Annotated in this window: 32 protein-coding genes and 1 pseudogene; 12 read left to right on the top strand and 21 right to left on the bottom strand. The window is 42.4% G+C overall.

Annotated features, from left to right (window positions below; all coding sequences use genetic code 11):
• Positions 1-37: 37 nt before the first annotated feature.
• The 4 genes from BBR47_RS10065 to BBR47_RS10050 all read right to left on the bottom strand — a co-directional run bounded on the left by BBR47_RS10065 (position 38) and on the right by BBR47_RS10050 (position 2,309).
• On the bottom strand, positions 38-505 hold the full coding sequence (locus tag BBR47_RS10065; protein WP_012685668.1) for a DMT family transporter: 468 nt from the start codon (positions 503-505) through the stop codon (positions 38-40).
• Between the two features lie 22 nt (positions 506-527).
• A complete protein-coding gene (locus BBR47_RS10060; RefSeq protein ID WP_012685667.1) occupies positions 528-1,226 on the bottom strand; it encodes a Crp/Fnr family transcriptional regulator in 699 nt (232 codons plus the stop codon).
• Positions 1,227-1,249: 23 nt separating this feature from the next.
• Complete coding sequence (locus tag BBR47_RS10055; RefSeq protein WP_012685666.1) at positions 1,250-1,675, bottom strand: DMT family transporter; 426 nt, start codon at positions 1,673-1,675, stop codon at positions 1,250-1,252.
• A gap of 139 nt (positions 1,676-1,814) precedes the next feature.
• On the bottom strand, positions 1,815-2,309 hold the full coding sequence (locus BBR47_RS10050) for a DUF1648 domain-containing protein (protein ID WP_012685665.1): 495 nt from the start codon (positions 2,307-2,309) through the stop codon (positions 1,815-1,817).
• Between the two features lie 130 nt (positions 2,310-2,439).
• Between BBR47_RS10050 and BBR47_RS10045 the strand changes: the two genes are divergently transcribed.
• Positions 2,440-3,246 carry a DUF2935 domain-containing protein gene (locus BBR47_RS10045; protein WP_012685664.1) on the top strand — a complete coding sequence of 269 codons (807 nt, stop codon included), beginning with the start codon at positions 2,440-2,442 and terminating at the stop codon, positions 3,244-3,246.
• Between the two features lie 213 nt (positions 3,247-3,459).
• Here the strand turns inward: BBR47_RS10045 and BBR47_RS31780 are convergent, their stop codons facing one another.
• Positions 3,460-3,582: a hypothetical protein gene (locus BBR47_RS31780; protein WP_041749352.1), complete on the bottom strand. Its 123-nt coding sequence runs from the start codon at positions 3,580-3,582 to the stop codon at positions 3,460-3,462.
• A gap of 167 nt (positions 3,583-3,749) precedes the next feature.
• Here BBR47_RS31780 and BBR47_RS10035 point away from each other — a divergent pair, with 167 nt between their 5' ends.
• The 4 genes from BBR47_RS10035 (at position 3,750) to BBR47_RS10025 (ending at position 6,785) form a co-directional block, all read left to right on the top strand.
• Positions 3,750-4,541 (top strand): DUF2935 domain-containing protein, encoded by a 792-nt coding sequence (locus BBR47_RS10035; RefSeq protein ID WP_041749351.1) that lies wholly within the window; start codon positions 3,750-3,752, stop codon positions 4,539-4,541.
• 964 nt (positions 4,542-5,505) lie between these two features.
• A complete protein-coding gene (locus BBR47_RS30835; RefSeq protein WP_155801080.1) occupies positions 5,506-5,658 on the top strand; it encodes a hypothetical protein in 153 nt (50 codons plus the stop codon).
• A gap of 166 nt (positions 5,659-5,824) precedes the next feature.
• A complete protein-coding gene (locus BBR47_RS10030) occupies positions 5,825-6,070 on the top strand; it encodes a hypothetical protein (RefSeq protein WP_012685662.1) in 246 nt (81 codons plus the stop codon).
• Between the two features lie 286 nt (positions 6,071-6,356).
• On the top strand, positions 6,357-6,785 hold the full coding sequence (locus BBR47_RS10025) for a NucA/NucB deoxyribonuclease domain-containing protein (RefSeq protein ID WP_012685661.1): 429 nt from the start codon (positions 6,357-6,359) through the stop codon (positions 6,783-6,785).
• A 122-nt stretch (positions 6,786-6,907) separates the two neighbouring features.
• On the opposite strand, the gene BBR47_RS10020 is transcribed toward BBR47_RS10025, so the two are convergent.
• The 4 genes from BBR47_RS10020 to BBR47_RS29740 form a co-directional block, all read right to left on the bottom strand.
• Positions 6,908-7,264 (bottom strand): hypothetical protein, encoded by a 357-nt coding sequence (locus BBR47_RS10020; RefSeq protein ID WP_012685660.1) that lies wholly within the window; start codon positions 7,262-7,264, stop codon positions 6,908-6,910.
• 33 nt (positions 7,265-7,297) lie between these two features.
• Positions 7,298-7,534, bottom strand: a complete 237-nt coding sequence (locus BBR47_RS10015; RefSeq protein ID WP_012685659.1) for a hypothetical protein — start codon at positions 7,532-7,534, stop codon at positions 7,298-7,300.
• A gap of 392 nt (positions 7,535-7,926) precedes the next feature.
• A complete protein-coding gene (locus BBR47_RS10005; RefSeq protein WP_012685657.1) occupies positions 7,927-9,222 on the bottom strand; it encodes a site-specific DNA-methyltransferase in 1,296 nt (431 codons plus the stop codon).
• 386 nt (positions 9,223-9,608) lie between these two features.
• Positions 9,609-9,935, bottom strand: a complete 327-nt coding sequence (locus BBR47_RS29740; RefSeq protein WP_231850581.1) for a hypothetical protein — start codon at positions 9,933-9,935, stop codon at positions 9,609-9,611.
• Positions 9,936-10,125: 190 nt separating this feature from the next.
• On the opposite strand from BBR47_RS29740, the gene BBR47_RS09995 reads away from it, so the two are divergent.
• Complete coding sequence (locus BBR47_RS09995) at positions 10,126-10,614, top strand: hypothetical protein (protein ID WP_041749350.1); 489 nt, start codon at positions 10,126-10,128, stop codon at positions 10,612-10,614.
• Positions 10,615-10,816: 202 nt separating this feature from the next.
• Here the strand turns inward: BBR47_RS09995 and BBR47_RS09990 are convergent, their stop codons facing one another.
• Positions 10,817-11,068 carry a hypothetical protein gene (locus tag BBR47_RS09990; RefSeq protein ID WP_041749349.1) on the bottom strand — a complete coding sequence of 84 codons (252 nt, stop codon included), beginning with the start codon at positions 11,066-11,068 and terminating at the stop codon, positions 10,817-10,819.
• Positions 11,069-11,805: 737 nt separating this feature from the next.
• Positions 11,806-12,015 carry a hypothetical protein gene (locus BBR47_RS09985; protein ID WP_041749348.1) on the bottom strand — a complete coding sequence of 70 codons (210 nt, stop codon included), beginning with the start codon at positions 12,013-12,015 and terminating at the stop codon, positions 11,806-11,808.
• A gap of 243 nt (positions 12,016-12,258) precedes the next feature.
• Between BBR47_RS09985 and BBR47_RS09980 the strand changes: the two genes are divergently transcribed.
• A complete protein-coding gene (locus tag BBR47_RS09980) occupies positions 12,259-12,705 on the top strand; it encodes a replication/maintenance protein RepL (protein WP_012685653.1) in 447 nt (148 codons plus the stop codon).
• Positions 12,706-12,745: 40 nt separating this feature from the next.
• On the opposite strand, the gene BBR47_RS09975 is transcribed toward BBR47_RS09980, so the two are convergent.
• A complete protein-coding gene (locus BBR47_RS09975; RefSeq protein ID WP_012685652.1) occupies positions 12,746-13,138 on the bottom strand; it encodes an ArpU family phage packaging/lysis transcriptional regulator in 393 nt (130 codons plus the stop codon).
• Positions 13,139-13,266: 128 nt separating this feature from the next.
• Between BBR47_RS09975 and BBR47_RS09970 the strand changes: the two genes are divergently transcribed.
• Positions 13,267-13,572 (top strand): recombinase family protein, encoded by a 306-nt coding sequence (locus BBR47_RS09970; protein WP_041749347.1) that lies wholly within the window; start codon positions 13,267-13,269, stop codon positions 13,570-13,572.
• Positions 13,573-13,599: 27 nt separating this feature from the next.
• Here the strand turns inward: BBR47_RS09970 and BBR47_RS31940 are convergent, their stop codons facing one another.
• Positions 13,600-13,674, bottom strand: a complete 75-nt coding sequence (locus BBR47_RS31940; protein ID WP_155801118.1) for a YopX family protein — start codon at positions 13,672-13,674, stop codon at positions 13,600-13,602.
• A gap of 114 nt (positions 13,675-13,788) precedes the next feature.
• Between BBR47_RS31940 and BBR47_RS09965 the strand changes: the two genes are divergently transcribed.
• On the top strand, positions 13,789-15,120 hold the full coding sequence (locus BBR47_RS09965; protein ID WP_012684240.1) for an IS3 family transposase: 1,332 nt from the start codon (positions 13,789-13,791) through the stop codon (positions 15,118-15,120).
• 34 nt (positions 15,121-15,154) lie between these two features.
• On the opposite strand, the gene BBR47_RS09960 is transcribed toward BBR47_RS09965, so the two are convergent.
• The 3 genes from BBR47_RS09960 to BBR47_RS31215 all read right to left on the bottom strand — a co-directional run bounded on the left by BBR47_RS09960 (position 15,155) and on the right by BBR47_RS31215 (position 16,390).
• Positions 15,155-15,505, bottom strand: coding sequence for a YopX family protein (locus BBR47_RS09960; protein WP_041749346.1), 351 nt, complete (start codon positions 15,503-15,505; stop codon positions 15,155-15,157).
• Entirely contained in the window at positions 15,489-15,935 is a 447-nt protein-coding gene (locus BBR47_RS09955) for an ASCH domain-containing protein (protein ID WP_012685650.1), read from the bottom strand. The genes BBR47_RS09960 and BBR47_RS09955 overlap by 17 nt, the downstream gene beginning before the upstream one ends.
• Positions 15,936-16,243: 308 nt before the next feature.
• Positions 16,244-16,390, bottom strand: a complete 147-nt coding sequence (locus BBR47_RS31215) for a hypothetical protein (protein ID WP_012685649.1) — start codon at positions 16,388-16,390, stop codon at positions 16,244-16,246.
• Between the two features lie 124 nt (positions 16,391-16,514).
• Here BBR47_RS31215 and BBR47_RS09950 point away from each other — a divergent pair, with 124 nt between their 5' ends.
• Positions 16,515-16,982 carry a hypothetical protein gene (locus BBR47_RS09950; RefSeq protein WP_012685648.1) on the top strand — a complete coding sequence of 156 codons (468 nt, stop codon included), beginning with the start codon at positions 16,515-16,517 and terminating at the stop codon, positions 16,980-16,982.
• A gap of 223 nt (positions 16,983-17,205) precedes the next feature.
• Here the strand turns inward: BBR47_RS09950 and BBR47_RS30825 are convergent, their stop codons facing one another.
• A complete protein-coding gene (locus BBR47_RS30825) occupies positions 17,206-17,358 on the bottom strand; it encodes a hypothetical protein (protein ID WP_155801079.1) in 153 nt (50 codons plus the stop codon).
• A 121-nt stretch (positions 17,359-17,479) separates the two neighbouring features.
• On the opposite strand from BBR47_RS30825, the gene BBR47_RS09945 reads away from it, so the two are divergent.
• Entirely contained in the window at positions 17,480-17,674 is a 195-nt protein-coding gene (locus BBR47_RS09945; RefSeq protein ID WP_012685646.1) for a tautomerase family protein, read from the top strand.
• Between the two features lie 146 nt (positions 17,675-17,820).
• Here BBR47_RS09945 and BBR47_RS09940 read toward each other — a convergent pair.
• From BBR47_RS09940 to BBR47_RS09925, 4 genes and pseudogenes are all read right to left on the bottom strand, one after another.
• Positions 17,821-18,195 (bottom strand): annotated as a pseudogene (locus BBR47_RS09940) (sigma-70 family RNA polymerase sigma factor); the annotation flags it as partial.
• 33 nt (positions 18,196-18,228) lie between these two features.
• Entirely contained in the window at positions 18,229-19,728 is a 1,500-nt protein-coding gene (locus BBR47_RS09935; RefSeq protein ID WP_012685644.1) for a recombinase family protein, read from the bottom strand.
• Between the two features lie 212 nt (positions 19,729-19,940).
• Positions 19,941-21,131, bottom strand: coding sequence for a hypothetical protein (locus tag BBR47_RS09930; RefSeq protein WP_012685643.1), 1,191 nt, complete (start codon positions 21,129-21,131; stop codon positions 19,941-19,943).
• Between the two features lie 238 nt (positions 21,132-21,369).
• The gene (locus tag BBR47_RS09925) at positions 21,370-21,795 is read right to left on the bottom strand and encodes a hypothetical protein (protein WP_012685642.1); all 426 of its coding nucleotides are present in this window, start codon (positions 21,793-21,795) and stop codon (positions 21,370-21,372) included.
• Between the two features lie 689 nt (positions 21,796-22,484).
• Between BBR47_RS09925 and BBR47_RS09920 the strand changes: the two genes are divergently transcribed.
• Complete coding sequence (locus BBR47_RS09920; RefSeq protein ID WP_012685641.1) at positions 22,485-22,865, top strand: DUF1259 domain-containing protein; 381 nt, start codon at positions 22,485-22,487, stop codon at positions 22,863-22,865.
• The last annotated feature ends 194 nt before the right edge of the window (positions 22,866-23,059 follow it).

Genomic DNA, 23,059 nt, shown 5'->3' with positions numbered 1-23,059 from the left:
TTTTATCATGACGATCAAAATCAAGTCAATAAAAAATTTACATCTTACTCATTGAGCGTTTCTGTTGCCATTCGCCGCCTAGTTTAAATACGATCACACCCCCGACAATGACCAGAACCCCAAACAATTGCGTAAAAGTAATCGGCACTTGAATCAGCCCTAACCAGCCGATTGAATCCGACCATAAAGCAAAACCGAGCTGGGCAGTAAGCGCGATGGAGATGGCATACGTTGGGCCAAGCAGTCTCATCCCTTGCACCAAACAAAAGACCACCCCAACGCCGATCATGCCGCTGAACCAGTACCACGGCTGCATAGTTTGAGGTGAAAACAACTGACTTCCTTCAAATATGAGACCCATTGTTAAAGACGACAGAAACCCCATCCCAAGCACAAGAGTCGTCGTAGACCATGTTCCTGCCTGTTCACTTACTTTCCTGTTAAAAATATTTTGAAGGCTGACCAACAAGCCAGCCAGTAACGCGAAAAATAGCCCGACTACCATGTTTTTTGACACTCCTGTCTCCTTATTCGTTGGGAGTCTCGCTCGCCATTTTAGCTAAACCTTCCCTATCCTTGATTAGAAGGTATCCATTGGCACGCTCAATCAGTCCCTCCTTGCAGAACTGTTGAATGACCCGATTCAAATGTCTGTAGCTCGTTCCAATCATATTCGCTGCATCCAAGAGATAGCTCGTACTGATCTGTTCTCTGTTGGCAGAATTCCACTCCTCTATCGAAACGGACAACAAATAACGCGCGAAACGTACTTCTACTGGGTACAAAAGGTTGATGCTTAGTGTGTTGGACTTCACACAAAATTTATTCGTAATGATTTGCAGTAAAAATTGCAGGAGTGGAGCGTAGTCTGTCCCGTATTTTTTCAACCAGCGATAATGAATCCCGATCATCTGAACAGACGAGGCCGCTTCTACCGAATTCTGGTAAGAAATTCCTCTTACATACTCAATATCTCCGATCACTTCAAGGGGCTTTTTAAAGGATAGGATCAACGTTTTTCCTTCGGGGGAAGTCGTAAAAACCTTTACTTTTCCCTTCACCAAAACATACAGGTGACAGGCCGCCTCACCCTGGGCACAAATGAGCTCCCCATGATCAAATTGGTACAAGGACAAATGCGGCAGAAAAGGCTCATAAAAAACAGACGCTAACTGATGTTCATGGAGATATTGTTGCAAAAGCTCACGATTTTCGATTTCCTTCATCCCTCTGTTTCCCCCTCTCGCTATCAGGATCTCAGTATCAGCACACCCAGAATCATCATCCCGATCCCAATAAAATGCGGTAGCCTCATCTTTTGTTTATCGACACCGAACCACCCATTGCTATCAATGAGAAAAGTCAGGCTAAGCTGCGCAATCAAGACAGCTGAAATCGTCATGGTTACCCCGATATGCTGGATAGCCGTAACATTGCTAAAAATGATAAACGCTGCGAGTGTCCCACCTGTCAAATATAACGGTTTCACTCGCCTATATGCCTGCCATTTTCCATCTCGAAAAAACAACAGGAGTATAAAAGCCGTGAGAAAGCCCGTTAACTGCGTAAGTGTCGCGGTTTGCCAAGTACCAATATCTTGACTGATTCTTGCATTCGCTACCCCTTGCAAGGTAATGAAAACACCGCCCAAAATAGCAAAAATAATTCCTTTCATCCCTCTCACCTCACACTGATCTGTTCCTAATTAAAAAGGATGGCAAGGTGGATAGGGAAGGACATATGTCCTCATGATTTTTGTTGCAAAAAACAAAGAAAAGGCCCTTTCCGTTAGAAGGCCCCCTCGCTTACTATTCTCATTGAATCTTTTTTTGTTTCACGATTCCTATCACAAGCAAAACGATCATCCCAATGATCGTGATCGGCAGAAACCACTTCCCAAAGCCGCCTCCCCAGCCTAGAGCAATGGAAACCGACTCTAACAAGATTACGGAAAAAATAATTAAGCAACTATTTTTTATTTGGTTCACGATTTTTCGACTGTGCAAATAAAACTGCTCGGCATTCGATTCAGAGAAGCGTGCTGGGTAGTTATGTAGCTCCGGATGTTTTTCGAGTACCTGCATGAGGAAAATGATAAAGACGCCAATCCCAGGCAAAAGAAGCAACTCCCATTTTGAACCCCAGCGGTCTACTTCCCCCAAGGAATCGTAATGGGCAGGCACCTCGTCAGGAAGCTTATTCCATGCAAAGACTAAAAAGAGTAGTGATCCCACAAAAAATAAGCAACCAACTACATCCCATAACCGTTCGCTGCCTGTCTTTGGTATATTTGTGATTGGTCTCTTCATATTCTCCCCCCTACTGCTGCTCCTCCTACAAGTATTTTACCATTTATGTCCATTTGTGAGTCAAGGTCAATCCGTCACACACTTCTGGGCGTTTTTACATATTTTGATGTGGAGTAAGGAGGGAACAACAGTGAATGCTCCTATAAGGGAAAGTATGTTGTTTGAGCATCGTTTCTGGCTTCAGATTCTGGGCGATCATGCCCGCTTTATTTTTCAATCACTCGCTCCGAATGAAGAGCAGGAGATTGAAAAAGCTGTATACTTTATTGTGTCATTTGATAACTTACTGGATATCGCCAGGCAGAATCTATCTTCCGATGAACTAGACGCACTCAACCAGCAGGCAAGTGAACTCACGCAACAGCTGCGTGAATTTAAACTCCACATTCTGGAAAGGCACCTCATCAGTAAAATATCGATCAGTCTTCCTCCAACGTTTATGAACCACATGGTCAATGAACTAGAAGAGTATGAACGTATTTTGCATGCCTTCCTCTCCGGAAGCTTGCCACCTGCCAATCACCCGGTAGAGCTCCACCTTCTGTGGCTATCCGATGCGGTCGGGCATGCAGCCACCATCACTTCCCTTTTGGACATGGTGGAAAAAGATTATCAGCGTAAAAGTGAACAATTTACCAAACAGTTCGAGCATTTTTACCTGAAAGCGGTGGAATTAGCTGGGTATCTCCGAACAAACTTGGATAACTTCCCGGCACTGCGCCGTTTTAACCATCAAGCAGAAATGGAAATGAAGCTTTTTCAGGTATTCTTACATGAATTGGAAGAGATGCGGATGCGCGATGAATTGCTAGGAGTTTTCTCCCCGCTCATGGCCGACCATATGTCCCGGGAAGAATGCTACTATTTGATGAAGCTATCTGAGGTTTCCGACGTGCCATCACCAGACTGTTTCCCGACAAGACCGCGAACCGAGTAAAAGATTAACCTTGTTCAGAACTGGGCGAAAGTTAAAGGCTTTACGCCTCTTTTTCATTCTTTCTTCGCGATATCCACTCATGCATAAGCAAGCAGAAAGCTGTCCTCATATCCTATCAGTACCAACGGTTAAGGGGGTAGTGTTATGGATCCAATTGATCATCATAGACAGCGTATGCATCACCATATGAGGCAAGCAGAACGTTTTCGCTCTTTAGCTTTTGAACATCGTCATGACCGACTGCGTCATCATACCTTTAGAGAAAGAGAACACTTCCATCGCATGAGGGCCCATCACCACAGAATGCAAATGCATTCGATGCGTCGTTTTTGACATGGGAAAACTCCCTTTACCGGGAGTTTTTTTGTGGGACAAGCCAATAATTTCTTAATTCTGTGCTCATGCCCATTCACGAAACTGGGTAAACGCATAGTCATACATCATGTATGATCAAAAGTGGAAATGGGCTTTGATCCGCCCAAATCCTTATGCGGAGGTACAACATGGCAGATGTTTTTGTTGATCGATCATTAGAGGAAATACGGTTTTGGTCTCGCATCATGAAAGAACACTCCCTGTTTCTCAAATTGGGCTTTAACTGCGAAGACACAAAATTGATTGAGGAAGCGGATCGCTTTTACAGCATTTTTGAAGAAATTGAAAGCCAAGCACTTGCTTTTCCTTCTGACGTAGACCCTCAACGAATCTATGACTTTAATCAACTCGTTCACAATGCCGTTTCCTATATTTGGGCTTTTAAACGCAAAGTACTCGGACTCATTATTCAATGCAAAATCGGTGGTAACAACTTTCCGCTGTTGGTCGATCATGTGAGCAGGGAGGCTGCTTATTTTCGGAATCGATTAGAACAATTGAATACAGGAAACCTTGATCCCTTACCTGATGCGGTGATTAATGAAAATGTCTTTTTCCTGCGAATCATGGCAGACCATGCGAAATTTATTAACCATCTGCTCGATCCTTCTGAAAGAAAGCTAGTGGACCAAGCTAGAGAATTCAGCCATGATTTTGATCAATTATTGTTCCAAGCTCAGGATCTTGATTCCATGCGTCCCCAATCTCAAACGAAACCACTACTGAATCAATTTGTGGATCAAAATCGCGTATCCGTTCGTCAATTGCGCGACTTCAAAAAAACAGCTCGTGATTTGATTGAGGAATGCAAAATTAAGAGCATAATCCCCCCATTGCTCGCTGACCATGTATTTAGAGAAGCTTCGCATTTTCTAGAGATTTTAGATGCTTTTGAGATATCCCTCACACACGCAAAGTAGCGAAACAGGAGGAACATCTATCGGATACTTTTAAACCCGTCTCAATAATGCGAAGAGGCACCTCCTATCAGACAGGATGGTGCCTCTTCGCATTGATAACCATGAAGCAAATTATTGACTCAAAAAGTCTCTTTAGAATAGGGACAAGTTAAACAGCAATCCAACCAAACACATAATAATTACATACCCTGGTATTACTGCAAGTTTTATATTCATCTTTCTATCGGTAATAAAATGAGCCCAGTAAAAAGATATTGACCCCGACACTGACAAACATAAATAAAATCCAAAAGAACTTCCCTGCAATAAAAACCTATCTACCAGATATGAATACATGATGCCCGTTACTACAAAGATCAAAGTTACAAGAAAACGGTTTACTATCTTGGATGTAAAAGAATAGACCAATTCTCCTATCAAGCATCCAACATAGCAAAACGGTAGTAAATAAAAACTCAACATACATGTCAAGAAAGTGAAAACATTAACCACTCCTTCACCTTGATAGGATAGGAAGGAGAGCATACTAACGATATACAACATGGCACTGACAAGAAACGCTACACTTGCTGCACTAAAAAAACGTAAAATCTGCATGGACACCTCATTAAATGGAAACTTGACATTACAACCACCTCGATAAAAAAGCACACAGTCTATCAATTCCGATAGCCATTATTTTAACATATGTTATATCCAATACATTAGGGGCAGAGACTTTTGATTTTCCTCTTCAGAAATTCCCCGAAATTACAATCGAGGTTTCCCAAAACGCCAAACTGTGGGACGTTGGAACCTTATTGGGGTGCCTTTTCATTCCATCCTCAATAAGGAGAGCACACGTCCGTGACCATCCTAACACTATTTTATCGTCCATTTTCGTCACTTGAGAACACTCGTACAATCAAAAGGAAAATTCTGTTAATACTTTATTTTAGATCCATCCTAAAGGAGAAGAGATCCCATGAAAAAGAAGAAATCTCATTCTAAGAAATTCAAGAAAGTAAATGGTCAATTGGTGCAATATTCATCTTATTATCCAGCACAATCTGGAGGCTGTATCTGGCTATGCATGCGTCATGGGTGCGGTTGGTGGTGTCCAGAACGCGAGATGTAATGTGACCTTATTCCAAGAAACATCATGCTATCCACATTGGTTGTGTTTTTACCACTCCCTGTTTATTAGGGAGTTTTTCTTGTTACAATTCCCGGAGCCATTTTAATGTTTCTAGATCGCCAATCTGTTAAAATTATTTGAAAAAGGGAATTGTTGGTGATCATTTATGAAAAATAGACCTCTTTGGTTCAATATCTTTTCAGTAGTTGCTCTTGCTATTGCAGTAGTGAATATTTTTACACATGTGGCTTTCTTAAGAATCGTAACGATGATATGCCTTGCCGTTCTCATGGCTTCTTTAGGATCATTTGAACGGAAGAAAAACCGTAAGATGGCCTTTATTCTATTTGGTGTGGCCGCTTTTCAAGTTTTCGTGTTGGCAGAGATGATATATGTCGCCGTTACAAAATAACTATCTGGTTGAAATACGGTTCACTTGGTTTTCTTGTGAGATACTTGTAAAAATCGTTTTAGAGGTGGAGCTTCTTGATCCGCTAGCAAATAGAAAAGCCACTCGGCATCCGAGTGGCTTTTCTATTTACTTGTCTGTATCACTTCTTTTTCGCACTCATCAAGGATATGTATAAGCTTTGGCCTTATGAAATAGGCTTACAGAAGATTATAGGCATTCACAACTCCTCGACATAATTCTTGGCGGTGTTATTATTGAACAAGAACTTATATTGGAGGACAAAAGCATGACACAGAAAAAAATCCTGATGTTGATTGTGGTGCTGCTGATCGGCGCAGCCTATTTCTTTGGACTTGTGCCAAAAGAGAACAAACCAGTCAACAACGGGAACGTAGACCATACGATTGTTTTTCCGTCTGATCGATACCCTCAGACCGCAAAGCATATCAAAGAAGCGATTGCCTCTGGGAAGTCAGCTGTATGTACAATTGACCGCAGTGGGGCAGATGGAAATCGCGAAAAATCACTCAAAGGTATTCCTACAAAAAAGGGATATGATCGAGATGAATGGCCAATGGCTATGTGTGCTGAGGGAGGCACAGGGGCACATATTGAATACATATCACCTTCAGATAATCGAGGGGCTGGATCGTGGATTTCCAATCAACTAGAGGATTATCCCGACGGAACCAAGGTTGAAATCTTGGTCAAATAAGGTTGCCCGCACATTCTGGATATGAATAAACATTTCTCAGAAAGAACCCGTCTCCTTTATACAGGGACGGGTTGTTTCTTTAACACCAAAAATAAGGACTTCGTAGAGAGTGAGTGATTAGCCTATTCAAAAAAATCATCACCATATTCAGCTTCTGAGTCACTAGAAACATCATCGATCTTCGCCATAATTGTTTGTAAATCACCTTCTCGAATAAGCTCATCCACTACTTTTTCAATCGTTTCACGACTCACATCTTCAACAATAACCATATTTATCGACCATAGATAAGTGCCAGACAGGTTCTCACCAGTATTTTTATTCTTCCGTCGTAATGTTTCGATGTTTTGATAAGTAAAAAATGTTCCCCACCATCTTGTTCGATCTGGTAAGGTTACGATTACATCTACATTATTATCATTTTTTTGCTGACTCTCGATCTCAGATAATTCTGTGTTAATCCAAATATGCTTCTTCATCAAGAATACTTCCTCCTAGATAAAATTAGCAATTCATTGACACTCGTCTTTCTGCAATTCGATATCCAATTCGATCAGCTTTTTCAGGTCATCTACTGTTTTTATTTCGATATGGCCTGATTGGAAGTCCTTAACCCACTTTGCAATGGCTGCTTTCACGACTTTCCTGTATTGATCCTTCGATTCCATGATGCCTTCCATCACTTCAATTTGATATTGCAACAGAAGGTCAATAGATTCAGGAGAAGACTGTTCTGTAGTTGTTTTCATTGTGGCACCCTCGGCTTTCCTGTAAAATGGAAAACGAGATAGTGGCTTGAAGCTTCCGTGGCCACGGGTTTCCACTATCTCAGCCGGGGTTACCTGGTTGCATGGGGGGACGTTCGCGCGTCTCCTTTTTGCTATATTTAGAAAGGAAGTGCCTGCTATGACGCCTTCCTCATATGATCAATTCGTTGAAGATATAAGATCAGGTCGTGACATCGAGTTTATTTATAATAGCAACAGATACTCAATAACAAACACTCCGTTTGGTTATTCATTCACACGTTACTATGACGAGGATAGTGTCATTACTACAAAACAGCCTGATGAGTTGCTCTCTCTTGTTAAGTTAAATGGGCTGCCACTAAAAGAAGCGTGGCCCGATATCGAAATCGATATTATTTTCTAGCGCTTTGTCTCGTTAGCAACACAGGTTCAATGCCCGTCACTTCATAGTAACGTCGCTTGATGACATCACAGAATTTCGGATCAAGCTCCATTGTTCTACAGATACGCCCCATCTGTTCACAGGTCATCAGTGTTGATCCACTGCCTCCGAAAAAGTCAGCCACCACGTCATCCTTCTTGCTGCTGTTCCCTATTGGAATGGCCAACAGTTCCAATGGCTTTTGAGTTGGATGGACGTACTTGCTTACATCCCCTCGCGATACCTCCCAGACTGTCTCCGGTTCTTCAATGAATGAAGGTAATCCTGATTTCCAAACTGTGGTCTGCTTATAGTCTCCGTACCATGCTGGAGCCTGCCCTTTAAGATGAGCATAGAACACTGGCTCATGCTTGAACTTATATTGAGCAAATGACAAAGAAAAAGCGTTCTTAACCCAAATACACTGGGTGCGTGATACTATTCCGGCCTCGTTCATCTTGTTCTCAAATTCTCGCTGATAGCTGGAAGGAAGGAAAACATAGATTGCTGCTTTCGGGTCCATGATTGATGCATAATTTGCAAACACAGCTTGAAGGAAGTCCTCAAATTGCTCCATGGGCATGTCATCATTCATGATGCTTTCTCTGCCGTCTGAAGCAAGTTCTGCTGAATCGCTCTTGAACGCAACGTTATAAGGAGGGTCCGTCACTACCAGAGCTGCCCGCTGACCATCCATCAGCCGTTTCACATCCTGCTCACTTGTGGCGTCTCCGCACATAAGGATGTGCCGCCCGAGTCTCCAGATGTCCCCTGGCTTCGTCTCCGGTTCAATGATATCGTTTAATGCTTTCTCTACATCGAAATCATCTTCCTTGACTGGCTCATCTATCTCAATAGTAACGTACTCATTGATCAAGTCTATAGCTTCCTCCAGGTCAAAACCTGTTAGCTCTACGTCCAAATCGCTCTCTTGCAGCTCCGCCAACACCTGGGCGAGCGTCACCTCATCCCAAGCACCGCTGATCTTGTTTAGTGCGATATTGAGCGCCTTCTCTCGGATGTCATCCAAATCCACAACTGAAACATTTACTTCCGTGGATCCCAACTCATTGACGAGAATCTTGAATCCTTGATGACTTCCAACAAGGTTCCCTGTTCGCTTGTTCCAGACGAGCAGTTGCACGTATCCGAACTCTTGGATAGATCGTTTTAGCTTCTCATATTCAGGATCGCCCGGCTGCAAATCTATTCGCGGATTATAAGGGGCTGGATTGATTTTAGAGATTGGTATTTTACGTATGTCCATGCTGTTCAGCTCCTTCGTGGCGATAAAGTAAGAATAAAGAATATTGCCAGCCCTTGAATTGCTGTATGCCTTGATGCTGTTGGGCTGTCGCCGTGTTTTGTAGGTGAAACCAAACGACTACTATTCCAGCGGAAAAGTATATGTATTGTTTCACCGCAAAAAATGAGGTTGAAGCTTAGAGCCTTATGCGTTGGCTGCCTGTTGGCTTCTGGCGACCCCTTAGTCCAAATTGGGGTCTTCGCCTGCCTCTGTGATCTCCTGGCTGAATAGGTGCAGGAGCCACGCTTCTGCTGTTTTCCCATTGAGAGAATACAGTGGGTTGATAGCGAATGCTGACCGTCTTTCCATGTCGGTTCGACGCATTATGTGCAGCTCAATGAATGTCTTCACAATCTTGCGTGCTGTTGGATAGGAACAGTCTGCGATGCGGGCAAGGTCTTTGACGGTAAGCGGCGTCCCCTTTTATCCGCGCTCATTGCGCCTTGCAGGAGGTTAGTTCCCTCACTGGCATAAGGAGCGATCTTCAACAAAAAGCCAGCCTCAGCGAGTGACAGCTTTCTGAGCCGTCGCTTTGCCTTTTGGCTGGCTTTGATCTTCACGAATTTTGAGCTTCGACCAACTGGACGAAATACTTTTACAATCTCGTCCGACCGGCGCAGTACTTCCTCCGTGTAATAAATTTCTCCTGTCGCTGAGTCGACATACTGGCGCACTACATTTCACCCACCTCCATGAAAAAAGCACTCCTTGGGTCCTTAATAGAATATCTCTTCCCGATATACATAGGACTCCCTTCAACAGAAGTATGGCAGGAAAAGGAAAATGCCTCTTGCATAACTAAATTTTTCATGTAATATAGTGAACAGGAAATTTATTCCAAATAATCCAATTGGAGGAATTATTTTGAAAAAATCCATTAAAGGCACAATTGCAGCAGCTCTTTTACTTAGCAGTCTATCTATTGGATCTAGTGCTATGGCATCATCCCCTGATACAGTTGTGAGTCACGTTACGGGGAATAAGGTTCAAGATTTGGTTGATTCCGAGAAAATTTCAGAAAACGTATTTACTCCTATGGAAGTCAAAAAACTTGTTAACAACAAAAAAGTTAAAGGCACTCAAGGTTCTGCGACTTTCGACATTCCATCTGGTTACGGTTGGGTGAAAGTATATGTAAAAAATGAGGGAACAACTGACATAACCGTATCAGTAACGGATCCAAGTGGTAGTCAGTTAATGTACGATACAATTAAACCTGGTGGTGCTTTTGATGAGATAAGTAGCTCAGCATGGGGAACTGGTAAACATACAGTTGGGGTTTCCACATCTGGAGATGATATGGCAGGTTATATCGCTGTTAAGGTTGCACAGCACGAGAACGAACTGCAATAACGCTGTCTCAATAGAGCGAATAACTAAATAACAGAAAGAACGATTAAACATCTCGTTTCACTTTCTAAGGTGAATCGAGATGTTTTTTGCGATTAATTCCCATGTGGAACGCCCACCGAACAGGGAGCGACTGGTCTGAGTCGCGACTCGCAAATAAGTCCCTGTCTGTTGGGCGCACAAAAGAAAAAGCACCGCTTGGGTGCTATGGAGAAACTTTTTGATTGTAAACCTCAGGAATACTCCAAAGTCCATAGGCAAAAAAAGCATATAGACATACAAGTATAACGAGGATCAAGCCTAACATAAATACCTTCTCGCTTAACTTTATAAACCAAGCGATAACAGAAAAAATTAGAATCGGCCCCAAAACATACATAGCCAATACTTCAAATATTGCAGAAGCTCCAGCATGCATTAAATTACGCATACCTTCAAAAAAATTTTGTTCAGACAATTGCATTCCCTCCCTATTCCATTTTGAGGTAATGCCAGATGCTTGTCTATATCAAAAGCCCCACTTCCTCCGGCAGTGGTCTCCGCCGCGATCTAAACCTTAAAGTGCTGCGGTCAAAGGTTAAGCGATGGTGCACACGCTTAACCAGAATTGGCGTGTTCGTATTTGAGAGATACCGGACAAGGGACGAGAAGCCGAAGCCGTAGGTCTCGCATGTAGTCCCCTGTCCGGTACATCCCAGCAGAGTAGTTCGCGATTTTCTAAAGCTCCGAGAGGGGTTCCCAAACTTGAAAACCGCTGTAATGCATACAATGAAAAATAATTGCATGGTTCCCTGCTACGCTCGTCGCAACTGGTGCGTTCAGGCTCAGAATGTCCCCCTCTCGTAAGGTCACATTCGTCATCACCCATAGATTCGCTCAGGTACACCATTGATAAGGGATAGGCGGTATCTCCCAAGAGCAAAGCTCTTAACTCAAGGGTACCGATCCGGCCAAATAAAAACGTCCAGCATTTTATCCTCGTTTTTTTCCTTATTTTTCTCCGGGTTTTGTCCTACTTTTTGTCGGATTTTTTGTGTACGAAAACAAAAAACCACCTTATTGGCGGTTTACTATGTTCTTCTATCTCATCTGTAAGTGCAGCTCCTAAGCTTCGTACTTTTGAGTGAACGGTTCTAGGGAATAGCGGTACATGAACACAATAATTCCGTTGATTCTTTAGCTTCGATCCACATATCAAGGTGAATGCTTATCCTTCTTATGCAGATGTTTCAGAATCATACACAACAATACAACAATAACTACAAGGCAGCCCTGTAGCCAATAAAGTGCCCAATACTCAGCCAAAAGTTTACCAACCAACGCAAATGCTTGCGGAAACAATGCAATCGCAAGCGTTATGACTAACCCTAGCCACCAGACATTCTTCTGAAACCAAAGCTTCATAATAGTATTCTCCTTCCAACAAAAACCTGTTCTCTTTACACTTTGAATTGTACAAAACTATATATAATATGGCGAAGGATACAATACATTTTAAAAGCGTTTTCATTACTATAAATAAGGCATTTAATTACTTTATATATTTCGAAAAAAGTTGTAAAATTAACACATATTGGTTGTCTATTTTTCAACTAAATACAATATTAATTGTAAATATTACAACTTATATTCGAAGGGAACGGTAAGATGGCAAGTAAAAGACCTGTAAATCGTGTGAGAAATGTCTATTGGGGTGCGTTTATCCTAGATTGGTTCAAATATCTGCAGGATCATGAGTTAAGCGCAGCCGACTATCGAATACTGTTCTACTTGTGTCATAAGATGTATAACGATGACAATACAGCTCGTGTAAGACAAAAGATCATTTCTCATGATCTCGCAATGGATAAAGGTAACGTTTCCAAGTGCTTAAAGAAGCTACGTACGAAACAATTCATTGCCAAAGCACCCGATGGTTATATGATTAATCCACATTTGTTCTATGCAGGGAATGGTTATCACAATCGTGAAAATTTACGTGATAGCTTCGATAGACTGCTGATCGATGAAAGTGAAAGTCTTCGTTTCTCTTTTAATGAAGATGAACACACACTCGAAGTTTTAGGGGATATGGATGATTGGCCATTTAACTAATTTGTCCATTTCTTTTGTATATTGAATGTGAAAAAGACACTCAGATCATTCCGAGTGCCGTAGCAATTTGCATTATTGCCTCTTTCTTTTTTGTGTAGAATTGGTCTTTTGTCAGACCTAAGTCCAGATATACGTTGATGTCTTTCACCCTGGATGTGCTGAGATACTTCTCTTCGATGATCTGTCGCTCGACCTCATCGAGCGAATACTCGAGTGCTCTTTCGATCTGCTTCGCTTTCAACTCATTCTGTGTCTCTGAAAACTGCAGCCGAGGGAACAATTGCTCGATGCCCTTCTCCTCTTGCTCCTTTTTGTTTTGAACAGCAACACGGAGGGCTTTATATGATTTCAATTCTTTCACAACTGCTTTTCTGACTTCTCTTTCATTGACCGGCTGTAGAAATGACAGTTGTTCTTGTACCTGTGCGCTCATCTTTCCAATTCCCCCTCGCGGAGCCCATGATATAATTTAGTTTAGGCGAACATATAGACGGGCTCCCTGCTGGGGGCTATTTTTTTGTCTGTTTGCGCTGTAAACTTGACGCAAGAGTTCAATTTGAGGTGATCATAGTGGTTGCTGTTTTCATCAGAACTGCATCAGATGATTTTAGAAAGACCGAAAGACAAATGGAGTCCTACATGCCACATGTCAAAAATGTAGCCCATAAGGTGTACATAGAAATCGACGTTAAAACTATTGACTCGGATCGTCCTGGCTTGTCTCAATTGATTGCTGACATAGAGGCAGGATTGGTAAACAAGGTAATCTGTCATAGTGCTGAGCGAATCTCCCGTAACCCTGTTGAATTGGGGAAGTTCATGCAGCTTGCTAATCAGAAGAATGTACCGTTAGTTTTTGCTGAGTGATTCTGAATGGAATCACTTTTTTCTTTGTTAAGCAGCTTGCAGCAGCTCAGGGTTCTCATAGATGTTGCCAATGATAGTCAACGTACTCCAATCGTTCCACATTGGTACTGCGCTTTGAACTACTACCCATTAGATGGACACTTTGAAAAAAGTGACCGTCTAACGGGTTTTTATGTTTTAATCATCATTAACGAGAAATGAGTGGGGATATGTTAGATGAGTAAAAATAGAATAAGTTTTACGGAACATGAGATACATATGTTAGAAAAAAATCAAAATGTACTTCGAGTAACAGGGAAAAACATCACGTATTCTTCTATGTTCAAATTTACCGCTGTACAGGCATATCGAGAGGGACAAACGCCGATTGAGATATTTCTTCAGGCAGGTTTCCCCTTAGAAATAATTGGTCGTCATACACCAAAAAAATGCTTACATCGATGGAGAAAAGTATATACGACTTTTGGGGAAGCTGGATTAATTGAGGAGCGCAGAGGCAAGGGGAGCACCGGTAGAAAGTCAGAGGGAGAATTATCAGCAGAAGAAAAACTGAGACGTGCTGAAGCACGAATTAGGCTTCTGGAGGCAGAGAACGAACTTTTAAAAAAGCTAGAAGCGCTCGAAAGACAAACCAATAAGACGTTATCGTCTCCCGAGCGCTTTCAGCTTATTAGCCTAGTTCTTCGTAAACATGGCTTGAAGCGTGTAACCCGTTATCTATGCCAGATTGCTGAAGTGAGCTCAAGTGGCTATTATCGCTGGTGTAGTGCTGAGGAACAGCGACAAATTCGAGAAGAAGCCGACGAACGAGACTTCCTGCTCATCAAGGAGCATTTCGAAACTCGAAAAGGGAGAGCAGGAGTGCTGGTCATTAAAATGAGATTGGAGCGGATGAACGGTGCCGTGATGAATCATAAAAAGATTCGTCGTCTTATGCAAAAGTTTAAGTTAGTCACTCTTATTCGGAAAGCGAATCCGTATCGAAAAATGGCCAAGGCTACTCAGGAACACCGCACATGCCCAAACCTACTTAAACGTCAGTTTGATCAAGGTATACCCGAGAAGGTTCTACTTACTGACATTACTTATTTGCGCTATGGTACTGGTCAATGGGCATATTTGTCTTGCGTAAAAGATGGGGCGACCAAACAGATTTTGGCACACTATCTGTCTTCGACATTGGAGTTATCACTAGTGAAACGGACACTAGACTTATTAATCAAACGATTGGACGGTAACGTCCATCCGGATGCTATTTTTCATTCGGATCAAGGAATGCACTACACTCATCTTACAACGAGGCGCCTTATTGCTGAGGCTGGTTTTAAGCAGTCGATGTCTCGCAAAGGTAACTGCTGGGACAATGCTTCAATGGAATCGTTCTTCGGTCATATGAAAGACGAACTCGAATATAAGGACTGTGTTTCACTTCAAGAGTTGCGTCAACGCGTCAACGAATATGTAACCTATTACAATTCAGAGCGTTATCAGTGGACATTAAAAAAGATGACTCCTGATGAAACCAGGAATCATCTCATTGCTGCTTAATTTGCAACAGGCTCTTTTTAAATACTGTCTATTACTAGGGGAGTAGTTCACTTCTCATCCTCACCAGTTCGTTTTCCTCATTTAAACCAAGAATTGTATCAAAATAAAATGTTCCCCATGTTTTGTGGAATCTTATAACGCCGATGGCACCATGTTTGTTTTGGGCAATGTCTCCTTCATAAATCTCCTTGCCGTTCTTGTCATGGAGACTCGTAAATTCTCTTATGCGGACTGTATGAATACTCAAGCAGGAGTTAATTTCGGAATCTGGGGTCTTTACCCCGAACAACTGTCCATCATCATCAAACAATAGAGCGGTGACCTTTTTCATTTCCCTTGTAGGCACTATCCATACCTGGTACTTCACTTCACGTCCTGCTTGCATCCCGTTCCCCTCCCCAATTCCACAGCCCTTGCTGCCCTTTTGCTGGCACCGGATCAATTGGCTTGACACTTAGAAGCTCCCAAGCATACCTACCACTCTCATAATTTCCGAAATGGTATTCTTGTGCGCCTATGTAGAATCGGTCTTCTGCAATCAGCGCATAGTTTCCAAAGTCCGCCATAACCTCGTGACACTCTCCAAGTTGGCAAATCGCTACAACTGCTCCTGTTGGCAGGTTATCTGCCGTGAATCCATGTTCAGCTAACACGCTGCGAAAAGGCTCTTCCAGGCAAATTTCCTTGTCTACCTTCTTGCCGGCATGGATCGCAATTGGCCCGCTGTATTTCGTCGCCCAGCTTCGTGTTTCGAATTGCTTCTCCTCGAGGGTAATCAGTGTCGCCCACGGCTGGTGAATAGTGATGGCTTTCAACGGTTATCCCTCCTTGAGAAAAACGTAGTGAAAAAAATGTTAATAATCCCATTCATTTTGATAATAATTTTATAAATTAAAAGGAGGTAAAATTTTAATGTTACCAAAATGTTTCAATTGTAATAAACAAATTCCTTACATCATCACTTCAGTCATCTTTGAACATCCTTGTTGTTCAGATTGCATATTGAAAGTAGACAATGAGGATTTGGAAAAATTCACAGACAAATTAATGGGTATTAAAAACGATTGAGATTGAGGGTTTTTTACCCTCTTTCTCTTTTGTCATAATCAAACGTAATGTTTTGTTAAAAAGACGACTGTTTCTTCTGATCCTCTTCAAGCCAGCATTCACACGGTTCTTTATATGTTTCCTCGGTATAAGGAATATGTGGAGAGACCTCTCCTGTCTTTTCCACCGTATAACCCAAGCCACCACAATGCTGACAGCCCATTCGAGTAGCCTCCCCCATTTAACAAATCGTGTGATTTGATTACTTTTTGAAAATTGCACATTTTTTATAGAATGCATGGTAAAATTTAGTAGTATATGGAAAATACATCCAATAGGAGGTTATTATGAAAAAGATTGCTTTGCTGTTATTTGCAGTTTTCATGATCCAACTCCATTTCACTTCTGCAACATTTGCATTTTGGAATGACCGTCTTAAGCCAAATCAAGAAATGACTGGTTCGCTTATGTCAATTAACGGTAAATACCAATTAGGTTTTAATGTTTATAACGATCTTCAATTAAAGAACAGATCAAATACCGTTTTATGGAGCGTGAATACCAACCGCGCTGGACATTCTCTCAAGCTTGACTTTTATAGCGGAAAACTCGTTTTACTCCGTGGGAATGGTGATCCGCTTTGGTATTCAGATAACGCTGCATGGAGTAATATCCATTATCAAGGTAAACCACCCGTAAACCTTAGAGGCGACCTTATGATTATGCAAGATGATGGAAATTTAGTTCTTTATAACACTACGGACTTGAATCAAGGCTGGTATCCTGTCTGGGCTTCAAATACAGGTGGTCAATAAGAATATAATAGTTGGAGCCGTGTAAGCGCGGCTCTTTTTTACTTATTGAGAACATTACCGAAGCACGAAATGTTTTGTACACCGTCTCACCTCCGTTCTTCTCAATTACCGTTTTGTTAATCATCTGAATCTAAACCCCAAACCTTTAATTCACCAGTTTTATGGTCTACATAGATGCGAACAAGTACCTGTTCATCCCATGAAATACCTTCACCGTAGAGTGTCATTTCACAATGAGGGCAAGACTCTTTCCAACTGCATTGAGTTTCTGGCGTACAATCTCATTGTTTTCAACGAGGATGTATGGGCTATCTCCGCCATTTATTTCAACTACCTCCAGGTTGTTCAAAACATCCAAAATTGCTTGTCTATTCATCGCTCTTTCCTCCCTAACTATTAAGTTAAAAATCCCTGTCACTCAAACTGTAATATGATTGAAACTATTTGCTACCTTGTCCGTCTACGTTATAAAAGAACCTGATTGGAGATGTGGACAAATGCCATATATCAACCTTCAAATTACAAAAGGTGCAACCCGTGATCAAAAAGCTCAGATTGTGAAAGAGTTCACGGAAACTCTTGTTAATGTTCTTGGCAAAAAGCCTGAACATACTCACATCGTTATTGAAGAGATTGACGATGAAAACTGGGGGTATGCGGGCATTCTCACTGATGATTTCAGAAAACTTTAAGCATGTTTCGTAAAAGTTCCAGTTTGATACTGGGACTTTTTGCCGATGCTATTCGCACAGCAATCACCCGTAAGACGGCTGACTTAAACAATGCCTCGCTTACGGGTGATCTTTTCCCAAATGATTTTCCTTTATTCCTTTACCTTTTATCTACCCTGCGGCTGTTTCGTCCGATAAAACTCATTAAACAACTTCATTAACGCTCGCTTTTCGATACGGGATACATACGAACGAGAGATGCCCAGCTCCCGCGCAATTTCACGCTGTGTTTTTTCTTTGTCCTGATCCAGCCCAAACCTACCAATGATTACCTCTTTTTCACGCTCATCGAGGATGTGTATGTGCTGGTAAATCTTATTGGACTCCAGCTTGAGCTGCACAGCGTCGACCACTTCGTCGGTTTCTGTACCAAGGACGTCGATTAAGGTGATTTCATTCCCCTCTTTATCCGTCCCGATTGGGTCGTGCAAGGAAACATCTTTTTTGGTTTTTTTCAGACTTCTCAGATGCATGAGGATTTCAATCTAAATGTCAAAAGAAGTGCATAAACGGATTTAGAACGTGTATATCTCCACGCTCTCCTCATAAACTCTAACTTCCCTTACTACATGACGGATCAGCTCTTTCTTATCCCCAAACGATAGTTCATCCTGTGCTTTTGATAAATAATAGTCAGCAGCTTCCTGGATCAAGTTGCGGTTATATTCGTTAGCGATCTGTAGTTTCGCTTGTTCATGTAGCTCGTTCGAGCGCTGATTCAGTTTATCCTCCTTTTCCTTCAGCTCTTTTAACCCTTGCCGTATATCTTCTTCGCTTATGTCTTCTTCAACGGATGCAAACAATTTGAGCAATCTTTTGCGTCCTGCTTTCGTTTTTTCGAGTTCCTTTTGCAAACGTTCCAGCTCTACTTGCTCAAATGGAGTCTCCACCTTTTCTTCAACCGCTATCGCTATCTCATCTGGATTGTTCAACCATGAACGTACCGTTTCCCAAACCTGATTGTCCAATTGCTCACATCTTACACGGCGACCGCATCCCTTATTTTTTGCACCTGCTGTATTCTTAACGTCAGTATACTCAAATATATGTTGGCTCCAGTTTTTTACTTTTCTTCCTGACATCGTATTACCACAGGACCCACATCGTACTAGGCCACTTAAGAGGTACTCGTTGAAGCTCCGGCCTGCCCATCTCCTTCTGGATTCCTTTAGCAGTCGCTGGGCATGTTCAAATTTAACTTCGTCAATGATAGATGGGCAGGGCAAGGATATCCACTCATCTTTTGGGCGCATTTTCATACGGACTTTCTCATCTGGCTCGCGAAACTGATTACCCAGCATTCCTTCCGTATTCCACTTATTTTGATAAAATCTCCCCACGTATGCCTCGTTCATCAGCATCTGTCGCACCACCTGACGATGCCATACACTAGCACCACGCTTGGTAGGAACCCCTTTATTGGTTAAATAAACAGCTATCCCATTCATTCCCTGAACGAGCTCGTTGGGCTGAGTAAACAGATCAAATACGAGTCGCACTACTGCTGCCTCTGCTTCATTTATTACGATCTGTTCCTTCTTGGAATCATAGCTGTATCCATATATTTGAAAGTCACGGAGAACACGGCCCTGTCTTGCCTTTTCTCTTCTTCCACGACTCATTCGTTCATTGATTTTCGCTTTTTCGAATTCTGCAATTGCTCCACGCATGCTATAAAAGAGCTGTCCTTCTGGAGTTTTGGCGTATTCGCCATTCACGAATACGAGCTCTATCCCGCGTTTATCAAATTCATCTGTAATTAGCAGCTGGTTCATAAGCTTGCGTGATAAACGGTCAGGATCCAGACAAACGATCTTCGTAATGAGTCCTTCTTTTGCATCTCGTCTAAGCCTTGAGAGAGCCGGTCGGTCTAAGAACTCGCCTGATACATCGTCAACATATTCAGCAGCTTCACTCGTCGCTGCTTTCTTCCTGCATTCCCTTAACTGATCGTCGAGGCTGAATCCGCTCTTGGCTTGTTCCTCTGTACTCACCCTGGCATATATTCCGATCATACGGCTTCTCCCTCCTGTATTTTCCTAATAAATACTGATAACAGGCGGAACGAATACTGTCAGTAGCAATACCCGGTATAATCTTTACATGCACCGTTCATCCCCTCCTGTCGAGAAGATATGCGCAAACGGCTTGTCAAAAGTAGTGAGGAAACAGGAAAAAGCACCACAAGGGTGCTTTTGTTTGATGATGGTGTAGTGCTATCGAAAACTCACCGAATATGATCCAGGACGCTTTTTATGACCTGAAGCGAGTCCTGCCGATCGAATAAATTATAGCGCGCCTTGACTGATTGATAGACCTGATTCAGCGCTTTTTGGCTCTTCGTTTTCCGGTACTCGCTCACAAGTTTGGTAAAGGAAGGATGCCGGATTACGTCTGTTCGCCAGTCCCACACGCGCGGTTTTTGGACTTCTTGCCGGACTTGCTCCACCATCTCCATTACTTTAGGTTCAAGAGAGGCGCTGAGCTGCGTTTCGGCCTTCTTCGTCTCTGGAAGTTTAGACAGAATCACATAGTTGGGATGGGAGGACAACGGCTTATTGTTTACATACAATAATTGGCCCGAATAGTTGTGCACGGCCTCTAGCAGCATGTCTTGATTGACTTCGTATTGAAAATACTCCCATCCAGCCGCTGTTTTTTTACTCGGCAAAAACAGCTGGATGAAGTCGAGCGAATTTGTGTAGTACGGCTGCGTTTGCGGATACACATACCCTTTTGCATCGACCTGGAATTCCGGCACTCCCACCTCTACTGCCCAACGGACTGCTTCACTTTGGCTGTCTTTGGGAGCTACACTCCCTTTAAAAGGCCTAACTTTTTTGTACATGCGGTACAACGTCTCCGCAACAAATTGCTTCGTAAGCAGTTGGTCTTTCAGTTCCTCAGGCTGTACGTACCCCGCTTGGACAAGTGCGTCTACCCGCGCTTTTAGTTCCATCTCTCCCCGCTTTCGCCGTAGATCGCCTCCCCATTGACCAGATGCTTCCTGCTCCAATATTTGCTTGCTGATGGCGGCCGGATCGTAGCCTTGGGGATAGACGGGATCTAGTATCCCGATCTCATTGTACAGGGCAAACAAATACCCGTTTTTAGAAACGACGAATTCATCGATCATGAAACCGCGCGGCGTGTCTGTACCGTTAAGATCGCCGACGATTTCCGTGAGGCTTTTTCTGTTTTTGTCCAGGGTGCTGGCCGGATGCGGATTTTTGATCTTAAGCGCATCTTTTAGGAGAGAATGAAAAACTTCTTTTTCTTCCAGTGTATTGACCGTGGGCATTTTGTAGGAAATGCGATAAGAGGCCGCCGTTGCCGCTCCTACCTCTTGAATGGGATAGGCGATCTGCCCGACAGACAGAACAGCTGTCATTGCAGCGATGAGCACAACCTTTTTCATGGATTTGTTACCTCCTCAGTGGGGCACATGTTTATCGGGGGTTTGCAAATACATTTGTTTGACGAACTCCTCTTGAATAAAGTTACATCTCACCCATAATTACCCGGTAGATACCCATCCTTCGGGCAGAGTTCTCTCCCGCATCCTTATACCTATTTCTGGACCCGTTTCTAATAAGTAGTTTTTCAAAAGAAAAAGCACCGCGTGGGTGCCTATTCGTCTAACTATTCAGTCAGCATTATTTTAACCAAAAATTAATAACCGTATCCCAACCTTTTTCCCCTCTAATTTCAACCGGGGCTGATACGGCGAGTACTCTATTGTTTTCGTCTACCGCATAAGCATGTATTCGATATAGTTTTCCAATTCTTAAACTATAGATTTTTGAGCTAGTAGTGTACGAAGTACCAGTCGCATCCTCATATCCATCTGTTACATTGTAACGAACCCACTTATATCTATCTGCACCTGGAATATAATTAAACTTCACCCCAATATCTTGAAACATATCTTCATACTTTTCATCTTCGTTAGAAGATATTTTGGATGATGAATAGTGAGCCGTTGCAGTAGCTGCAGGTGATTGCTGTCCCTCCTGTGCAAATGCAGGTACAGCTGAAGTCAATAGTGCCAGTGTTGCTAAACTAGTCAGAAACTTTTTCATCAAAAAACACTCCTTCTTACTCTTATTTTTACCCGCCCTCAGAAGAGAAGCAAGTTAACGGGAGAGTGGACTTTGTTGCCGACATTTAAATGTTACAGATAACTTTTCCATTTATTGCCATTTATTACAAAAACATCATAACACGCAGCCTCAAATTAGTACGAGTGTATTATTTAAAAACTTTGGGATTTCTTTCGGCAGGCTGCTCCGCCAATTACAGATCGCCTAAAAATAAAGACAAGGGGCGAGTGGCCGGAGCCGTAAATCTCGCATGTAGTTCCCAGTTCATTAAAATCCGAGCAGAATTATTCGAAATTTCCAAAGTTCTGAGGGATTCCTGAAATTTAGTAACTGCTGTACAACTTAAAAATAAAATGAATAATTGCATATCCCCTACTCCACTCTAGTGCGTTTATGCTCAGAATGTCCTGCCTTTATCCATGATTTTGTCCGCGTTTTATCCAGAGTTTTTGCCGGTCTTTTTGGCATAAAAAAAACACTCAGGTCGTCCCGAGTGCCGTAGCAATTTGTTTATCTGGTCCTTCACTTTCAAACTCTCGTGTAATCATTTGTAGTAATCTCCTTGCTATTATCCTTTCACTTGTACATGCACCCTTTTTTCCCCCTGTCCAGAACCTCTTATTCTGTTCTACATAGAATGTATGAAAACAAGAAAAGGAGGATCACACTTGAAGATACCGAAAAGTTTATGCGATCGGATAGCCAAAATTCTGGGTGGGACAGGCATGTCAAATGATACTTGTTCTATCACGATTCAGCGTAACCTCAATGCAACAATCTTGGGCAAGCCATATGATACTGAGCATGAAATTACCATTGAATCCCTCGACAAAGAAGGCAACACCTTGAATACAGGTGAATTTACACTCCTGCAAACCGAAGTCCAAAAGTTTATAGACGCTGTTCGTAAAGAAGGGTTTATCGTTTCTGCCCTGCACAATCACTGGCTCTTTGATAAGCCACGTCTCATGTATTTGCATATTGAATCTGTTGAACCACCCATAGAGTTTGCAAAGAAACTACGTCGTGCTTTGAATGTACTGAAATAACCAATCCCCGTGGCGCTAAGCGTATAAATGCCTTAGCGCCTCTTTCATTTTCTACCACTATCGTTTCACACATTGATTGTTGTCTTGCCTAGTCGTCTCCTTACTACATATTTGCATCGTCTCTCCTCCCCATTTAACAAATCGTGTGGCTTGTAAACTTTTCCTGCAATTGGGCAACCTATACCATCATGAAT

It is taken from the genome of Brevibacillus brevis NBRC 100599, assembly GCF_000010165.1.
Classification (GTDB): Bacteria; Bacillota; Bacilli; order Brevibacillales; family Brevibacillaceae; genus Brevibacillus; species Brevibacillus brevis_D.
Note: the sequence above shows the minus strand (reverse complement) of the source record. Positions and strands in the feature narration are given on the sequence as shown.

What these genes read in the sequence shown, in the direction of transcription:
- BBR47_RS10065 (WP_012685668.1), bottom strand. Translation starts at nt 505, where the DNA reads ATGGTAGTCGGGCTATTTTTCGCGTTACTGGCTGGCTTGTTGGTCAGC.
- BBR47_RS10060 (WP_012685667.1), bottom strand. Translation starts at nt 1,226, where the DNA reads ATGAAGGAAATCGAAAATCGTGAGCTTTTGCAACAATATCTCCATGAA.
- BBR47_RS10055 (WP_012685666.1), bottom strand. Translation starts at nt 1,675, where the DNA reads ATGAAAGGAATTATTTTTGCTATTTTGGGCGGTGTTTTCATTACCTTG.
- BBR47_RS10050 (WP_012685665.1), bottom strand. Translation starts at nt 2,309, where the DNA reads ATGAAGAGACCAATCACAAATATACCAAAGACAGGCAGCGAACGGTTA.
- BBR47_RS31780 (WP_041749352.1), bottom strand. Translation starts at nt 3,582, where the DNA reads ATGTCAAAAACGACGCATCGAATGCATTTGCATTCTGTGGTGATGGGC.
- BBR47_RS10035 (WP_041749351.1), top strand. Translation starts at nt 3,750, where the DNA reads ATGGCAGATGTTTTTGTTGATCGATCATTAGAGGAAATACGGTTTTGG.
- BBR47_RS30835 (WP_155801080.1), top strand. Translation starts at nt 5,506, where the DNA reads ATGAAAAAGAAGAAATCTCATTCTAAGAAATTCAAGAAAGTAAATGGT.
- BBR47_RS10030 (WP_012685662.1), top strand. Translation starts at nt 5,825, where the DNA reads ATGAAAAATAGACCTCTTTGGTTCAATATCTTTTCAGTAGTTGCTCTT.
- BBR47_RS10025 (WP_012685661.1), top strand. Translation starts at nt 6,357, where the DNA reads ATGACACAGAAAAAAATCCTGATGTTGATTGTGGTGCTGCTGATCGGC.
- BBR47_RS10020 (WP_012685660.1), bottom strand. Translation starts at nt 7,264, where the DNA reads ATGAAGAAGCATATTTGGATTAACACAGAATTATCTGAGATCGAGAGT.
- BBR47_RS10015 (WP_012685659.1), bottom strand. Translation starts at nt 7,534, where the DNA reads ATGAAAACAACTACAGAACAGTCTTCTCCTGAATCTATTGACCTTCTG.
- BBR47_RS10005 (WP_012685657.1), bottom strand. Translation starts at nt 9,222, where the DNA reads ATGGACATACGTAAAATACCAATCTCTAAAATCAATCCAGCCCCTTAT.
- BBR47_RS09985 (WP_041749348.1), bottom strand. Translation starts at nt 12,015, where the DNA reads ATGAAGCTTTGGTTTCAGAAGAATGTCTGGTGGCTAGGGTTAGTCATA.
- BBR47_RS09980 (WP_012685653.1), top strand. Translation starts at nt 12,259, where the DNA reads ATGGCAAGTAAAAGACCTGTAAATCGTGTGAGAAATGTCTATTGGGGT.
- BBR47_RS09975 (WP_012685652.1), bottom strand. Translation starts at nt 13,138, where the DNA reads ATGAGCGCACAGGTACAAGAACAACTGTCATTTCTACAGCCGGTCAAT.
- BBR47_RS09965 (WP_012684240.1), top strand. Translation starts at nt 13,789, where the DNA reads ATGAGTAAAAATAGAATAAGTTTTACGGAACATGAGATACATATGTTA.
- BBR47_RS09960 (WP_041749346.1), bottom strand. Translation starts at nt 15,505, where the DNA reads ATGCAAGCAGGACGTGAAGTGAAGTACCAGGTATGGATAGTGCCTACA.
- BBR47_RS31215 (WP_012685649.1), bottom strand. Translation starts at nt 16,390, where the DNA reads ATGGGCTGTCAGCATTGTGGTGGCTTGGGTTATACGGTGGAAAAGACA.
- BBR47_RS09950 (WP_012685648.1), top strand. Translation starts at nt 16,515, where the DNA reads ATGAAAAAGATTGCTTTGCTGTTATTTGCAGTTTTCATGATCCAACTC.
- BBR47_RS30825 (WP_155801079.1), bottom strand. Translation starts at nt 17,358, where the DNA reads ATGAATAGACAAGCAATTTTGGATGTTTTGAACAACCTGGAGGTAGTT.
- BBR47_RS09945 (WP_012685646.1), top strand. Translation starts at nt 17,480, where the DNA reads ATGCCATATATCAACCTTCAAATTACAAAAGGTGCAACCCGTGATCAA.
- BBR47_RS09935 (WP_012685644.1), bottom strand. Translation starts at nt 19,728, where the DNA reads ATGATCGGAATATATGCCAGGGTGAGTACAGAGGAACAAGCCAAGAGC.
- BBR47_RS09930 (WP_012685643.1), bottom strand. Translation starts at nt 21,131, where the DNA reads ATGAAAAAGGTTGTGCTCATCGCTGCAATGACAGCTGTTCTGTCTGTC.
- BBR47_RS09925 (WP_012685642.1), bottom strand. Translation starts at nt 21,795, where the DNA reads ATGAAAAAGTTTCTGACTAGTTTAGCAACACTGGCACTATTGACTTCA.